Origin of the sequence: Aeromonas dhakensis (assembly GCF_002285935.1) — a bacterium.
GTDB classification, from domain to species: Bacteria; Pseudomonadota; Gammaproteobacteria; order Enterobacterales; family Aeromonadaceae; genus Aeromonas; species Aeromonas dhakensis.
The window spans coordinates 3823187-3838001 of the sequence record NZ_CP023141.1; the positions used below are offsets into that span (position 1 = coordinate 3823187).

The 14815-nt window shown below is 62.7% G+C and carries 12 protein-coding genes; 6 read left to right on the plus strand and 6 right to left on the minus strand.

The window, feature by feature from the left end:
* Positions 1-8: 8 nt before the first annotated feature.
* From CK627_RS17710 to hdfR, 6 genes are all read left to right on the plus strand, one after another.
* Complete coding sequence (locus tag CK627_RS17710) at positions 9-2423, plus strand: proprotein convertase P-domain-containing protein (protein WP_095592990.1); 2415 nt, start codon at positions 9-11, stop codon at positions 2421-2423.
* A gap of 58 nt (positions 2424-2481) precedes the next feature.
* Positions 2482-3855 carry an Lcl C-terminal domain-containing protein gene (locus CK627_RS17715; protein WP_095592991.1) on the plus strand — a complete coding sequence of 458 codons (1374 nt, stop codon included), beginning with the start codon at positions 2482-2484 and terminating at the stop codon, positions 3853-3855.
* Positions 3852-4409, plus strand: a complete 558-nt coding sequence (locus CK627_RS17720; protein ID WP_095592992.1) for an Lcl C-terminal domain-containing protein — start codon at positions 3852-3854, stop codon at positions 4407-4409. The genes CK627_RS17715 and CK627_RS17720 overlap by 4 nt, the downstream gene beginning before the upstream one ends.
* A 230-nt stretch (positions 4410-4639) precedes the next feature.
* Positions 4640-5122 carry a serine protease inhibitor ecotin gene (eco, locus tag CK627_RS17725; RefSeq protein WP_005299572.1) on the plus strand — a complete coding sequence of 161 codons (483 nt, stop codon included), beginning with the start codon at positions 4640-4642 and terminating at the stop codon, positions 5120-5122.
* A 302-nt stretch (positions 5123-5424) separates the two neighbouring features.
* On the plus strand, positions 5425-5781 hold the full coding sequence (locus tag CK627_RS17730; RefSeq protein WP_010634377.1) for a MaoP family protein: 357 nt from the start codon (positions 5425-5427) through the stop codon (positions 5779-5781).
* Positions 5781-6656 carry an HTH-type transcriptional regulator HdfR gene (gene hdfR, locus CK627_RS17735; protein ID WP_005299567.1) on the plus strand — a complete coding sequence of 292 codons (876 nt, stop codon included), beginning with the start codon at positions 5781-5783 and terminating at the stop codon, positions 6654-6656. The genes CK627_RS17730 and hdfR overlap by 1 nt, the downstream gene beginning before the upstream one ends.
* Before the next feature lie 70 nt (positions 6657-6726).
* Here hdfR and tyrA read toward each other — a convergent pair whose 3' ends face one another.
* The 6 genes from tyrA to glpT form a co-directional block, all read right to left on the minus strand.
* On the minus strand, positions 6727-7866 hold the full coding sequence (tyrA, locus tag CK627_RS17740) for a bifunctional chorismate mutase/prephenate dehydrogenase (protein WP_095592993.1): 1140 nt from the start codon (positions 7864-7866) through the stop codon (positions 6727-6729).
* 118 nt (positions 7867-7984) lie between these two features.
* Entirely contained in the window at positions 7985-9058 is a 1074-nt protein-coding gene (locus CK627_RS17745; protein ID WP_095592994.1) for a 3-deoxy-7-phosphoheptulonate synthase, read from the minus strand.
* A gap of 319 nt (positions 9059-9377) precedes the next feature.
* On the minus strand, positions 9378-10457 hold the full coding sequence (gene glpQ / locus CK627_RS17750) for a glycerophosphodiester phosphodiesterase (RefSeq protein ID WP_095592995.1): 1080 nt from the start codon (positions 10455-10457) through the stop codon (positions 9378-9380).
* A gap of 99 nt (positions 10458-10556) precedes the next feature.
* On the minus strand, positions 10557-12044 hold the full coding sequence (glpD, locus tag CK627_RS17755) for a glycerol-3-phosphate dehydrogenase (protein ID WP_017781731.1): 1488 nt from the start codon (positions 12042-12044) through the stop codon (positions 10557-10559).
* Between the two features lie 320 nt (positions 12045-12364).
* Positions 12365-13123 carry a DeoR/GlpR family transcriptional regulator gene (locus CK627_RS17760; protein ID WP_005299558.1) on the minus strand — a complete coding sequence of 253 codons (759 nt, stop codon included), beginning with the start codon at positions 13121-13123 and terminating at the stop codon, positions 12365-12367.
* Between the two features lie 101 nt (positions 13124-13224).
* Entirely contained in the window at positions 13225-14580 is a 1356-nt protein-coding gene (gene glpT / locus CK627_RS17765) for a glycerol-3-phosphate transporter (protein WP_005299556.1), read from the minus strand.
* Between the last annotated feature and the right edge of the window lie 235 nt (positions 14581-14815).

Here is a 14815-nt window from a genome sequence, read left to right on the forward strand (position 1 = left end):
AGTAAACCATGAAACCCTCTTCCCTGGCCCTCTGGCTGGCGGCAACCCTGCTCTCCCAGCCGCTGCTGGCGGCCGAGCTGCAGTTTGTCGATGAACAGCCGCTGACCACCACGCCGAAGCTCTGGCTCGAGCAGCGCCTTGGCGTGAGCCTGGCCCCCGACTACGAGCGGGCCAGCCTGCTCGGCCATCACTACAGCTTCCGCCAGCTGGTCAACGGCCTGCCGGTGGCCACCATCCAGGCCGCCGTCAGCGTCGATCAAACAGGCAAGCCCTGGCGCATCTATCACAACAGCCGGCCGCTGGATAGCCGCGAACCCGGCTGCGACGCAACCGGCAATCTGGATCCCCTGCTGGAACAGCTGCGCGATGGCGGCAGCGAGATCGACACCCTTGGTCCGGTCGAAGCCTGGTACTGGCGCGACGGCGACACCCTGGTGCCGGCCCTGCGCCAACGGGTGCGCGAGCATCAGGCGGGCAACGCCAAGGCCAGCCAGGTGCAGCTGTTCGCCAGCTGTGACGGCAGCCGCGAGCTCGGCCGCTGGATGGATGCGGCCAGCACCCGGGCCAGCCGCACCGCCGACGCCGGCGACACCCAGCTGGAGGCTCGGGTATTCGATCCGGATCCCCGCACCCAGCTGCGCGACGCCGGTCTGGTCTGGCACGAATCCCTGCAACTGGCGAACGCCGCCTATCAGGACAAGGTGCCGCTGCCGGTCACCCTGGCGGGCGGACGCTATCTGCTGAGCGGCCCCCACGCCCGGGTGGTGGATGCCATGGAGCCGGATACCGCCCCCTTCAGCGCCGACAGCCCGCAGGCGTTTCGCCTGACCCGCGATGATCGCGGCTTTGCCGACATCAACGCCTACTACCACCTGGATCTGGCCCAGCGCCACCTCAAGCGCCTCGGCTTTGTCGACCTCATCCCGGGGGCGCTCGACATCGACACCGAGGCCGGCTATCAGGACAACTCCCTCTACGATCCGTTCGAACGCCGGCTGGAGCTGGGTCGCAGCGGCGTGCCCGATGCCGAGGATCCCATGGTGATCTGGCACGAGTTCGGCCACGCGGTGCAGCATCACATAGTGCCGGATCTGGGGGACGAGGCGGACTGGGGCGCCATCGGCGAGGGCTTCAGCGACTACCTGGCCGCCAGCCACCGCCAGCGCAGCGAGGCCGGCCGCCAGTTCGAGCCCGCCATGGTGTTCAACTGGGATGCCCGCTTCACCGACCGCACCCCGCGTCAGCTGGACGATCTGCGCGCCCGCTACCACCCGGATTACAACTATCCGGCCCACCGCACCATCAACGGCAGCAATGGCGACCAGCTGTGGGGCACCCCGCTGTTCCAGGCGCTGCTGGCCGCGGTCGCCGAGCAGGGCGAAGGGGCACGGGACGAGTTTGACCGCCTGATCATCGAGTCTCACTTCGGTCTCGGCCCGGCCATCCGCATGCCGCAACTGGCCCGCATCACGGTGGATACCGCCGCCCGCCTCTACCCGGCCCGCCCCTATGCCAGGCTGCTGGAGCAGGCGTTTCGCCAGCACGGCCTGCTGCAGGCACCGGTCAATGTGGGCCTGGGTGATGGTAGTGTCATCGAGCTGGGGCAGCGCCAGTCGGTACAGCTGACCCTCACCAACCAGGGCAAGGCGCCGGTGACCCTGAACGAGCTGGCCCTCCAGCTGCCAAGCGGGCTGCAGGCCGATCCTTACAGCTGGCAACCGGCGACCCTCGCGGCGGGTGCCAGCATGACCACCACCCTGCGCCTGCTGGCCCAGAGCCCGCTCGCCTGTGGTGATGAGGTGGCGCTGCCGGTAAGCCTCGCCATGAGCGGCACCAGCCCGACCGAGCGCCAGTGGCAACAGTCGCTGACCCTGCCCATCGGCGCCCCCATCGTCAGCCGCGCCAGCGGTCAGCCGCTCACTTTGAGCGATGCCATCAGCGACGAGGTGCGTGGCCTCAGCGAAACCAGCCTGCTGATAGAGAGCAGCGAGGCCAGGGTGAGCGACCGGCTGCAGCTGAACCTGGATCTGCAGCACCCGGCGCTCGATGAGCTGGAGATCTGGCTCAACTCCCCCTCCGGCACCCGCATCCAGATCTGGGACAAGGGCTACAGCCCGCTGCCGCGCCTCAAGGGGGTCTTCCCCACCGAGCTGCTGCCCCTGCAGCCCTTCAGCGCACTGGAAGGCGAGCCGCTGGCCGGTCGCTGGACGCTGGAGATAGTGGACAGCAAGCCCGGCAATCGGGGCCGCATCAACGGCTGGAGCATCAGCCAGCGCACCGGCGCCCAGTGCAGCAAGCCGGTCACCCCGCCCGATGACGGCATCATCCACTTCCAGGTGGACGACGGCAGCGGCGGCGGTACGACCAACCTGCTCTGGTTGCTGCCGCTGGCACTCTGGCGCCGCCTGCGCCAGCGCACCTGAATCCACCCCATCCATATATAAGAAGAGGGGGCCAAGGCCCCCTCCCTAAGGACTAGAGATGACACCACATTACTCCCGCCTGGCCTGCCTGCTGGCCCCCCTGCTCACCGCCTGTGGCGGTGGCGGCTCGGACGAGGCGCCGCTGGCGGTCCCCGACTACAGCCTGACCGTGACCCTGCCCGAAGCCGGCACCCTGTGCATCAACCTCAACCAGAATGCATCTTGTGATGCGGGGGAGCCCAGTGTCAGCGGCGCGGCCGGTACTCACCGGCTGAGCGGCAGCGCCCCGGCCCTGTTGACCAGCACCTTGCTGTTCTTGCCAAGCAACCCGGCCGCCCCCGTGCTGCTGCATCCCGCCGCCCGGCTCGATGATCAGCACCTGACCCCCAGCCCGCTCAGCACCCTGCTGCAATACCGCATCGCCGAGGGGCAGCCCCCGAGGCAAGCCCTCGGCGAGCTGCTGAGTGCGCTGGCGCCGCTGCAACCGGGTCAGGATCTGGCCGCCCTCTCCCGGCTGAGCGACTTCAACATGGCGCTGGGCCAGCTGCTGCAGGCGGTCGTCGAGACCGATCTGAAGGCCCAGGAGGGCTTCTCCACCGCCACCCTGCATATGCTGGTGTGGCCTGCCATCGGCAGCCTGCTGCCCGAGCTGGCTGGCCACTTTGCCCTGCACGGCGAGCTGGCCAGCCAGCAGGCAGACGTCCGCGCCCGGCTGCTGCAACAGCACTCCCATCCACTGATCACCGGCAGTGGCGTCACCACCTACACGGACGGGGTCGACTACCTGCTCACCCAGGAACCCGCCGACCACCCGGGGCAGGAGGCCAGCCTCAACAAGGCGCCGCTGCGCTATCGCAAGCTCGACGGCAAGGGGCAGCCGCTGGCCGATGACGCCCCCGTCTGGGAGTGTGTGGAAGATCTCAACACCGGTCTGGTCTGGGAGAAGAAGCTCGATGATCCCGCCAGCCCGCGCGATCTGCACCGCACCTTCGCCTGGGAGCTTGACGACTATCACCCCACCCAGCAGGAGCTGGACTACGCCTGCCCGGATGGCGAGGCCATCTGCACCACGGAGCAGTACCGCCAGTGGCTCAACGCCCAGCAGCTGTGCGGCATCACCAGCTGGCGCATGCCCCACTCGCGCGAGCTGATGAGCCTGCAGCACTACGGCTCCCTCTCCCGCCAGGACGACCAGCCGGTGAGCATGGACGTGCGCTACTTCCCCGATGTCGGCACCACCAGCAAGGATTTCAGCGGCTACTACTGGAGCCAGACCCTGACCCCTTCGCGCCGGCTGGAGAGCGCCCCCATCAGCGCCATCGCCCACATCTTCCTTGGCGATGACGCCGGCACCGACTACGCAACCACAGTTCAAAACAGCGATGATGCCAACGGTCTGCAACTGCGACTGGTGGCGGAGGTAACCCGATGAACCGCTTGATGTTGACCCTGCTGCTGACCCTTGGCAGTCCCCTCGCCCTGGCCACCGCCATCTGTGATGACAACATGCCCAGAACCAGTCCCACCGCCCGCTTCATCGACCGCAGCAACGGCACCGTCACGGATCGCTCCACCGGCCTGACCTGGATGCGCTGCCAGCTCGGCCAGACCTGGCGCAACCAGAGCTGCCAAGGCGAGCCGACCCGGCTTTACTGGCAGCAGGCCCTGCTGACCGCCGAGCGGATCCGCACCGAGCCGAGCCATGCGCTGTACAACTTCGGCGGCCACGGCGGCTGGCGCCTGCCCACCATCAAGGAGCTGGCCAGCGTGCTGGAGTCCGCCTGCTACAAACCGGCGCTCAACGAAACCATCTTCCCCCGCGCCATGGCCGGTGACGGCAAAGAGGTGAACGACGGTTACGTCTACCTCTGGTCCTCCACCCCGGTGCCGGCCAGCAAGGGGGTCGCCTATCTGGATATCACCAGCGGCGCCGTCGGCATGCGGGCCCCCGGCGCCTGGGCCAAGCAGGTGCTGCTGGTGCGCTGATGGAGTCGGGTGGCCAGGGGATCCCGATGAACACAGGATCCCGGCTGGCCACCCGCGTTTGCGGCCCGGCCTGTCGTTCGGCGGATCTGCGCCCTGTCAGAAAATAGCCAGAAGACGTCATTGTGTGCCGGATCTGCATCATTTTACGCAGTTTTTACGTAGCAGATCGCTGGCATGAAACGGGCAGAGCGGTTAGTCTAGCGGCGTTGAACCAACCCCATGAGGTACAGATGAAAACCGTATTGCGTTTTAGCCTGCTGGGCGCCTTGTTGCTGGGCGGCCATGCCTTCGCCGCCGAACCGAAAAAATTTGATATCAGCATGTTCCCGGCCGCCGAAGTGAACCAGGAACGTGTGGTGATCCGCCTGCCGGAAGTCGAAAACGAAGCCGACATGATGGTCGAGCTGCAGGTCGGCAAGAAAATGATGGTCGATTGCAATGTGCCGCGCTTTGCCGGCAACCTGGAACAGCACAGCGTCAAAGGCTGGGGCTACAACTACCTGATGCTCGGCAAGGTGTCCGATCCCATCAGCACCCTGATGGCCTGCCCGGATGGCCAGAAGAAAGAGACCTTCGTCCAGATCTACGGCCAGGGCTTCTTCGTGAACTACAACTCCAAGCTGCCGTTCGTGCTCTACGTACCGCAGGAGTATGAAGTGCGCTACCGTCTGTGGCGTGCCGATACCCTGGCTCAGCCAGCCATGATCGAGTGAGTCTCTACCGAGACCAAACCTCCCGCTTTGGTTCATGAATGACATCAAATAGAGCGCCGAATGGCGCTTTATTTGTAACAAACTGTGCTGTTTCCCACCCCGCCAACCTTTATAGAACCTGACATAACTCCGCTTTTTTTCTCACTTTTTTGCCCTTTTCAGCCGACCCGGGCCCATGGATCCGCGGCAAATCACTTTCGATGAAAGAGATTTATCAATATAGTGAAAAAATTGATTTTGCACTCTGCGACGGCCTGATGATACTTGCCCGCAAAGGTCAAACTAACCAGAAAAAGAGCACTATGAGCTTCGAATCAGACAAGCGTTTCAACGACTTCAAACATTTTCCCCGTGGCCTGCGTCGCAGTGGCGAATTCACTGTGGCCGAAGCGGACAGTCTGGAAAAATACGGTACCGCCATGCTGGCGCTCTATCAGGGCAACCTGGCCGCACGCGATGACGTGGAAAGCGCCTTCATCGAGCAGGTCAAGTCCGGCGCCGCCGGCAACAACCCCCACGCCAAGGTGTGGTTCAAGTATCTGAAGGTGATCGGTCCCAAGCGCGTGCACCGTCTGTGCACCGTCGCCGGCGGTGCCAACGAGGAAGCGAGTGGCGGCGGTTTTGAAGGTGGCAGCGGTAGCGACGAGTCCATCGATTAATGGATACCGAACTGCTTCGGACCTTTATCGAGGTCAGCAAGACCCGGCACTTCGGCCGGGCTGCTGAAAATCTCTACCTGACCCAGTCGGCGGTGAGCTTTCGGATCCGCCAGCTCGAACAGCAACTCGGGGTCAGTCTGTTTGCCCGCCATCGCAACAACATCCGCCTGACCGCCTCCGGTGAGCGTCTGCTGCCCTACGCAGACGCCATCTTGCATACCTTGGGCCGCGCCAAGCAGGATGTGGCCCTCTCCCCCGGTTTCAGCCAGCAGCTCGCCATCGGCGCCCCCGCGGTGTTCTGGGAGCTCGACTTCAATGACTGGCTCAACCATGTCTATGCCCTGGCCCCGGGTCTTGCGGTGCGGCTCGAGACCGCCTCCCGCGAGCATCTGTGTCGCCAGCTGCTGGAGCGCTCCCTCGATCTCGCCCTGCTCTCCGAGCCGACCAAGATCGACGAGATTGCCCTGCACCCCATCGGTGAGCTGGTGTTCGAGCTGGTGAGCCGGGATGGCGCGGCCAACGCCGACAGCCTGATGCAGATGCCGCACATTCATCTGGATTGGGGCACCAGCTTTGAGCCGCAGCCCAGCCGGCTGCAGAGCCTGCAAAAGACCCCGGTGCTGCACTCGAGCTCCGCCAACATGGCGCTGCAGTTCGTGCTGGCCAACGGCGGCGCAGCTTACCTGCCAAGGCGCATGGTAAGCCCCTTCCTGGAGCAGGGGCGTCTGCACTTGGTGGAAGGCGCCCAGGCCTTGAGCCGTCCGCTCTACCTCGCCTATCTGGAAAAGTCCGATCGGCGGGAGCTGATCGATCAGCTGCTCACCCTGCCGCTGGGTTGGGATGGCGCCGATCTGCGCTTGCCGCAGCCAGAATAAAAACGCCGCAACGCGCGCTGGCATGCAAAAGCAAAAGGGGCCTGTTGGCCCCTTTTGCTTTTGGTCATCGTCAGCCGTGATGGCGACGATCGTTGGCCTGGGCCAGCAGGGTACGGCTTTCGCGCAGGAACTCGTCCGCCCGCTCGCCAAAGAAGCCCGAAACCTGGCTGAAGGCCTCGATGAAGCCCTCCCTGTCTCCCCGCTCCAGCAGCCCCAGCGCCTCGCCGAAGTTCTGGTAGTAGCGGCGGATCATCGCCAGATTCTGCGGCGACGACAGTATGATGTCGGCGTAGAGGTGGGGATCCTGGGCAAACAGCCGTCCCACCATGGCCAGCTCCAGCCGGTAGATGGGGGAGCTCAACGCCAGCAGGCGGTCGAGGTTGGCCTGCTCACGGGAGAGGTGCCAGCCGTAAGCGAAGGTGGCAAAGTGGCGCAGCGCCTGGATAAAGGTCATCGCCTCGTCGTGGGCCCTGGCCTCCACCTGCTGCAAACGCGCGCCCCAGATGGTCATCTGCTCCAGCAGCCACTGGCTGGCATCGTTGTCGCGCCCCTGACAGCAGACGATCACCTGCTTGGCGAGGCTCGCCACGTCCGGCCCAAACATGGGATGCAGCCCCAGCACCGGCCCCTTGTGCACCGCCAGCATATGGGCAAGCGGTTCACTCTTGACGCTGGTCACGTCCACCAGCAGGCAGTTCTCGGGCAGGTTGCCGAGCCGATCGATCACCTGGCAGGTGACGTCGATGGGCACCGCCACCATCACCAGTCCGGCGCCGTGCAGGATCTCGTCGGCGCGCGGCCAGTCGGCCTGACCCAGGGTCTCGACCCGGTAGCCCGAGAGACTGAACAGGTTGCCAAACAGATGACCGAGCTGCCCCTGACCACCGATGATCACCACCTTGCCAAGGTCCGGCTTCATGCACTTGAAGTGGTGCTCCTTGTCGCTGGCGGATTCCAGAATATAGGACTCGCGCATCACCCGGCGCAGCACGTCTTCAATGAGATCCCCCGGCACTCCCAGAGCCTCGGCCTCGGCGCGGCGGCGGGCCAGCATGCTCGCCTCCCGATCCGGTGCATAGATGGGCAGGCCGTGCCGGCTCTTCACTTCCCCCACTTCCCCCACCAGGGCGAGACGGGCGGCCAGCAGATCAATCAGCTGCTTGTCCACCGCGTCTATCTTGTCCCTGAGGGCATTCAACTCTTCAGCCATATCCGGTCCCTGCGGCGCCGCCCGCAGCGACGCCCTGTGATTCAAGAGGCAACGAGGTGTCACCGCCTCGGCCGGTGACACCTCGATTGTTCAATCAGTGCTGACAAGATACCACGGCTTATGCCTTGGTTCTGGCCAAAAGTGGTGCCGCCAGCTGGCTGTGGCAACGGGCCAGCAGCGCGTCCGTGGTCTCCCAGTCGATGCAGGCATCGGTGATGGAGACACCGTAGCGCATCTCGCACTTGGGCTGCTCGCTCGACTGATTGCCTTCGAACAGATTGGATTCGAGCATCACCCCTATGATGGAGCGGTTGCCCTCCTCAATCTGATGGATCACGTTGTCAGCCACCTTGGGCTGCAGGCGGTGATCCTTGCTGGAGTTGCCGTGGCTGCAATCCACCACCAGGCCGGGCAGCAGGCCCGCCTTCTCCAACGCCTCTTCCGCGAGCGACACATTGACCGAGTCGTAGTTCGGGTGCTTGCCGCCGCGCAGGATCACATGCCCATCCGGGTTGCCCTGGGTTTGCAGCAGCGCGACCTGGCCCTGCTGGTTGATCCCCATGAAGGCATGAGGGCTGGAGGCCGCCTGCAGCGCATTGATGGCGGTACCCAGGTTGCCGTCGGTGCCGTTCTTGAAGCCAACCGGCATGGAGAGACCGGACGCCATCTCCCTGTGGGTCTGGGATTCGGTGGTACGGGCACCGATGGCCGACCAGGAGAAGAGCTCCGCCAGGTATTGCGGGCTGATGGGGTCGAGCGCCTCGGTGGCCAGCGGCAGCTCCAGCTCGGCCAGCCAGCAGAGCAGCTCGCGGGCCCGGTGCAGCCCCAGCTCCACGTCGAAGGTGCCGTCCAGGTTAGGGTCGTTGATGAAGCCCTTCCAGCCGACCGTGGTGCGTGGCTTCTCAAAGTAGACCCGCATGACAATGTAGAGAGTGTCCTGATAGGCGTCATGCAGCACTTTGAGTCTGGTTGCGTACTCTTTGGCGGCGTCCATGTCGTGGATGGAGCAGGGACCACAGATCACCAGCAGACGGTGATCGCGACGGTGGATGATGTCGGCGATGGTATTGCGGGCCCCTTGCACGAATGCCAGCGCGCGATCGGAGATGGGCAGTTTCTCCTTGAGCTGGGCAGGCGTGATCATCACTTGTTCGGACTGGATATGGATGTTGTTGAGGGGGTCTCTTTGCATTTTCTCATTCTCTCTACTGTTTCAAGCCAACTGCGCCGACCGTTCAGCTTTGTTTACACAAGTCAGCACTTTGTTACGCAACCGCCCCCACCTTACCAATTAAAAACAAACAATCAAGTGAAACTAGCGGGCTTATTCGCTGACAGATGGATAAATGACCACAAAAGAGACCCTTTCGACCAGAAAGTAGTGCTAGCTACATGCTCAAAACACCAAAATCGTAAACATAAAATTACACTCTTGCTGATTTCCCTTGCCAGCAGACATAAAAAAGCGGGGCACCTGGCCCCGCTTGCATTCCCGTGTTGCTCTTCTTTTATTATTTGCCGTGCGCCTTGATCACCTCGACCGCCTTGTCGGGGAAGTCGCTGAACACGCCATCCACATCGGCCTGATAGAGGAAGATATTCAGCAGATCGGTGAAGTCTTTCGCGTAGGCCGGGATCTGGCCCTCATCCTGACGGAAAGTATAGGGATGCACCTTGAGGCCGGCCGCATGGGCCTCTTTCACCATGCCGGTGAAGGTCGGCTTGCCCAGGGTACCCGGCTCCGGCACTATCATCGGCTTCCAGGGGCCGATCCCTTCGGCGTAAGCGGCGATCTCCTTCATGGCGCCCGGCTTGAACATCCAGTCATAGTTGTAGGGGGTCGCCTTGCCCTTGGCGTCGTAGACCATGGTCTCGTTCCAGTCGGTCTCGGCCATCAGCTGCACCAGCTTCAAGTCCATCCCCATGGCGGGCATCAGCTCGCTGTTGATGCGCTTGAGCTCGTTGGTATCGAAACACTGCAGATAGACCTTGTCGTTCTTGCTGGTGTAGCCGTACTCCTTCAGCACCTTGAGCACCGCCTTGGAGATGTCCTTGCCTTCATGGCGGAACAGCCAGGGGGCCTTGATCTCCGGGTAGATGCCGATGTTCTTGCCGGTGCTCTTGTTGAGCCCCTGGATCATCTCGATCTCTTCCTGGAAGGTGTGGATCTTGAAGCTGGACTTCCACAGCGGGAAGCGGGCCGGATAGACGGGCACCTGCTTGCCGTCCACCAGCTGGAACGGCTCGGTCATGCGCAGGGAGCGCACCTCGTCCAGGGTGAAATCCACCACATAGTAGCGACCATCCGGGCGAGCCCGGCCGGGGAAGCGCTCGGCCACGTCCGTGATGCCATCGAGGAAGTGATCGTGCATCACCACCAGCTGGTCATCCTTGGTCATCACCAGATCCTGCTCCAGATAGTCGGCCCCCATGCCATAGGCCAATGCCTTGGACTCCAGGGTGTGCTCGGGCAGGTAGCCGGAGGCGCCCCGGTGAGCGATCACGATTTTGCCTTCCTCGGCGGCCAGCGCGGGCAATGCCAGGGCAGCCCCCAGACCAAGGGCAATCAGGGAGCGAGTATGTTTTTTCATGCGCGGTGCTCTTTGTTATTGTTTATGGGATGTAGGTTATTGTTATAACAGAGGTTTATTGCAGTTTTACGGCGGGCGGCCGAGGCCGCCCGCAGGGGGTCAGCTTGCTTTTGGCAGGGCGTGATGGTGTTCGCTCAGCCAGGCAGCCAGTTGCTGCTGCTCGGCGTCGGAGAGGCGCAGCCCCAGCTTGCTGCGGCGCCACAGGATGTCTTCCAGGCTACAGGCCCACTCCCGCTCGATAAGGTAGCGCACCTCGGCTTCGTACAGACCGGCACCAAAGTGCTGACCACGGGGCTCCTTGAGCCAGAGGCGGGCATGGGCGCCATAGGCCTCGGCAATGCGCAGGGCGCTGCGATCATCGAGCCAGTCGAACTCCAGCGCAAAGGCGCGCGCCAGTTCGCGCACCGAGCAGTCGAACTCGCCACCGGGCAACCGGCTGTTGGCGGTCCAGTCATCCCCCATCTGGCTGAACCAGGGTTTGAGCTTGTTGCAGGCAGCCTGAGCCAGCTTGCGGTAGGTGGTGAGCTTGCCGCCGAACACCGACAAGAGCGGCGCCCCGTCGGATTCGCCACTGAGCTCCAGCGTGTAGTCGCGGGTCACCGCCTGCGGCGAGTCGGACTCGTCATCGCACAGCGGGCGCACCCCGGCGTAGGTCCAGATCACGTCTTTGGGGGCGATCTGGCGGGTGAAGTGGGCGTTGACCACCTTGCACAGGTAGTTGATCTCGGCGTCGCTGATCTTGGCTTCGCGCGGGCTGCCCTTGTGCTCCACGTCGGTGGTGCCGATCAGCGAGTAGTCCTGCTGATAAGGGATGACGAAGACGATGCGGTTGTCCTCGTTTTGCAGGATGTAGGCCTCTTCGCGCTCATGGATGCGCGGCACTATCATGTGGCTGCCCTTGATGAGGCGAATGCCGCGCGGGGATTTCTCGTGCAGGCTCTCGTCATAGAAGGTCTTGACCCAGGGGCCGGCTGCATTGACCAGACCGCGGCAGGTGACGTTGAACTGCTCGCCCCCTTCCCGCTCCAGGGTCAGAGTCCAGTGTTTGGAGCCGCGCACCGCCTTGACGCAGCGGGTGCGGGTCTGCACGTCGGCGCCCTTGTCGCGCGCCATCATGGCGTTGAGCACCACCAGCCGGGCGTCGTCGACCCAGGCGTCCGAGTACTCGAACCCCTTGCTGATGCCTGCGGTGAGGCCATCCTGCGGCAGGAAGCGCACGCCGCAGCTGCCCTTGAGCTTGTCGCGCTTGGCCAGGTTGTCATAGAGGAAGAGGCCGGCGCGGATCATCCAGGCCGGGCGCAGGTGCGGGCGATGGGGCAGCCGAAAACGCATGGGGCGAGCGATGTGAGGGGCCATGCCGAGCAGCACTTCCCGCTCCGCCAGCGCCTCTTTCACCAGCCGGAATTCGTAGTGTTCGAGATAGCGCAGACCGCCGTGGATCAGCTTGCTGGAGTTGGAAGAGGTGGCAGAGGCGAGATCGCGCGCCTCGAACAGGGCAACCTTCAGACCCCGCCCTGCCGCATCAGCCGCAATGCCTACCCCGTTGATGCCGCCGCCGACGACGACCAGATCATAATGTTCGCTCATGTTCACCTACTTTCTTATTTTGCTCTTGCGAAACCGTCGCAATGTTTGATTTCGCTCATATTAGAGCATGAAAAAATGATAAACGAACATTTTATGGAGAAAATGTGATCGCGATTGTTTTGGCAATGCTAAAAATGCTGCCGGTCGGTGATAAAGCGGCAGAGCATGGGGAAAACGGGGGCAAGGCTGTGAGCGAGTTCGCGCTTTTTGGGTAATCAGCGCGGCATCGGCAGTGGAATGAGGGCGAGCAGAAAGGCGGGAGGCTGAAAACGAAGCGGCCGCCCGATGGCGGCCTGATGCTGGAGCGGATTAACGGCGACTCAGCAGATGTGACACTCGATCTGATGCTGGGACATCAGCCGCATCAGCTTCTCCGGCGGCTCCTGATCGGTGAACAGGGCGTGGATCTGGCTGAGGTTGCCGAGGTTGACCATGGCGTTGCGGCCGAACTTGGTGTGGTCGGCGGCCAGGAACACCTGGCGGGAGTGGGCGATGATGGCCTGGGCGATCTTCACCTCGTGGTAGTCGAAGTCGAGCAGTGAGCCGTCGCTGTCGATGCCAGAGATGCCGATGACGCCGTAGTCCATCCGAAACTGACCGATGAAGTCGCGGGTCGCCTCCCCCACGATGCCGCCGTCCCGGTTGCGAATTTCGCCGCCGGCGATGATGACGGTGAAGTCATCCTTGGCGGTCAGGATGCTGGCGACGTTGAGGTTGTTGGTGACCACGCGCAGCTCGCGGTGATCGAGCAGGGCGCGGGCGATGGCTTCGGTGGTGGTGCCGATGTCGATGAACAGCGACGAGCCATCGGGAATATTGGCGGCCACTTCCCGGGCGATGCGCTCTTTCTCCTTGAGCTGCATCACCTTGCGGGCGCTGTAGGCGGTGTTGACGGTACTCGAATGCAGGGAGGCCCCGCCATGGTGGCGCCGGATCTTGTTCTGCTCGGCAAGATCGTTGAGATCCCGGCGAATGGTCTGGGGGCTGACGTCAAAATGGGTCACCAGATCCTCGGTCGAGACAAAGCCCTGCCGCGTCAGGACGTCCAGGATCTCCAGATGTCGTTGGGTTTGCTTCACGCTTGAACTCCGATGATGAGACGAAAAAAGGCCCCGGCAGATGCGGGGCCTTGGGCAGTTTACCTGATCCCTTTTCCAATCGATAAGGGCAGGATCACGTTTTATGCCTTATGAACAGCAGCCTTGGCGGCAATCGACTCGTTCTCGTGCTTGAGGGTCATCGCCAGCAGCACGATGGAGAGCAAGCAGGAGGCAGTCAGCACCATGAAGCCGCCGTCCCAGCCGAAGTGGTCAACGGTGTAGCCCAGCATGGCGTTGGCCGCAACTGCGCCCCCCAGGTAACCGAACAGACCGGTGAAGCCCGCCGCGGTACCGGCCGCCTTCTTCGGCGCCAGCTCCAGGGCATAGAGGCCGATCAGCATGACGGGACCGTAGATGAGGAAGCCGATGGCCACCAGCGCCATCATGTCGATGGTCGGGTTGCCGGCCGGGTTGAACCAGTAAACCAGCACGGAAATGGTCACCAGCACCATGAACAGGATACCGGCCGGGGCGCGGCGGCCCTGGAACATCTTGTCGGAGATCCAGCCGCACAGCAGGGTGCCCGGAATACCGGCCCACTCATAGAGGAAGTAGGCCCAGGAGGACTTGTCGACGCTGAAGTCCTTGGCCTCTTTCAGGTAGGTCGGCGCCCAGTCCAGCACACCGTAGCGAATGAGGTAGACGAAGGCGTTGGCGATCGCGATGTACCACAGCAGCTTGTTGTGCAGCACGTACTTCATGAAGATTTCCTTGGCGGAAAACTCCTGCTCGTGGCTCTCGTTGTAGTCCTTCGGATAGTCGTTCTTGAACTCTTCGATGGGCGGCAGGCCCACCGATTGCGGGGTGTCACGCATCACGAAGAAGGCGATCACCGCGATGGCGGCTGCCGCTGCGGCCGGCACGTAGAAGGCACTGCGCCAGTCGTTGAACCAGCCCATCCCCAGAATGAACAGCGGGCCTATCATGCCGCCACCCACGTTGTGGGCCACGTTCCAGACCGAGACGATTTCGCCCCGCTCTTTTTGCGACCACCAGTGCACCATGGTGCGACCGCAGGGCGGCCAGCCCATGCCCTGTGCCCAGCCGTTCAGGAACAGCAGCACGAACATGATGGCGATGCTGGAGGTGGCCCAGTGCATGGTCCCCATCATGAACATGATACCGGCCGACAGCAGCAGACCGGCGGAGAGGAAGTAACGGGCGTTGGATCTGTCCGACACGTTCCCCATCAGGAACTTGGAGAGACCGTAGGCGATGGAGACGCCGGACAGGGCCAGGCCCAGATCACCGCGGGAGAAGCCCTGCTCGATGAGATAAGGCATCGCCAGACTGAAGTTTTTCCGTACCAGGTAGTAACCGGCATAACCGAAGAAGATCCCGAAGAACACCTGCCAACGCATGCGTTTGTAGAAGGGGTCGACCTTGTCGGCCGGGAGCCTGTCTATGTGTGGTGCAGGCCTGAAGAGACTAAGCATGTTCTGCTTCCTTATTGTTGTTGTGGGCGGTTGAGGGTGCCCTGTCCATGCTGACCAATCAGAGGAGTCCCGATTCGAAAGCGAGCCTATTGTGCTCATATGTGAACATTTAATCTGTGATGTAGTCGGAAATATTGCAGTTTTATTACAAAAGAAAGTGTCAGATGAGTAATCACTCATCAGCCGCAATCCCTTGTGTAGCAAGGCTTATAGCTACCCACTAAGTGGTATAACC

Coding starts and splice junctions, on each gene's coding strand:
- glpT (WP_005299556.1), bottom strand. CDS start 14,580: ATGCTTAGTCTCTTCAGGCCTGCACCACACATAGACAGGCTCCCGGCC.
- glpD (WP_017781731.1), bottom strand. CDS start 12,044: ATGAGCGAACATTATGATCTGGTCGTCGTCGGCGGCGGCATCAACGGG.
- eco (WP_005299572.1), top strand. CDS start 4,640: ATGAAAACCGTATTGCGTTTTAGCCTGCTGGGCGCCTTGTTGCTGGGC.
- glpQ (WP_095592995.1), bottom strand. CDS start 10,457: ATGAAAAAACATACTCGCTCCCTGATTGCCCTTGGTCTGGGGGCTGCC.
- CK627_RS17710 (WP_095592990.1), top strand. CDS start 9: ATGAAACCCTCTTCCCTGGCCCTCTGGCTGGCGGCAACCCTGCTCTCC.
- CK627_RS17715 (WP_095592991.1), top strand. CDS start 2,482: ATGACACCACATTACTCCCGCCTGGCCTGCCTGCTGGCCCCCCTGCTC.
- hdfR (WP_005299567.1), top strand. CDS start 5,781: ATGGATACCGAACTGCTTCGGACCTTTATCGAGGTCAGCAAGACCCGG.
- CK627_RS17745 (WP_095592994.1), bottom strand. CDS start 9,058: ATGCAAAGAGACCCCCTCAACAACATCCATATCCAGTCCGAACAAGTG.
- tyrA (WP_095592993.1), bottom strand. CDS start 7,866: ATGGCTGAAGAGTTGAATGCCCTCAGGGACAAGATAGACGCGGTGGAC.
- CK627_RS17730 (WP_010634377.1), top strand. CDS start 5,425: ATGAGCTTCGAATCAGACAAGCGTTTCAACGACTTCAAACATTTTCCC.
- CK627_RS17720 (WP_095592992.1), top strand. CDS start 3,852: ATGAACCGCTTGATGTTGACCCTGCTGCTGACCCTTGGCAGTCCCCTC.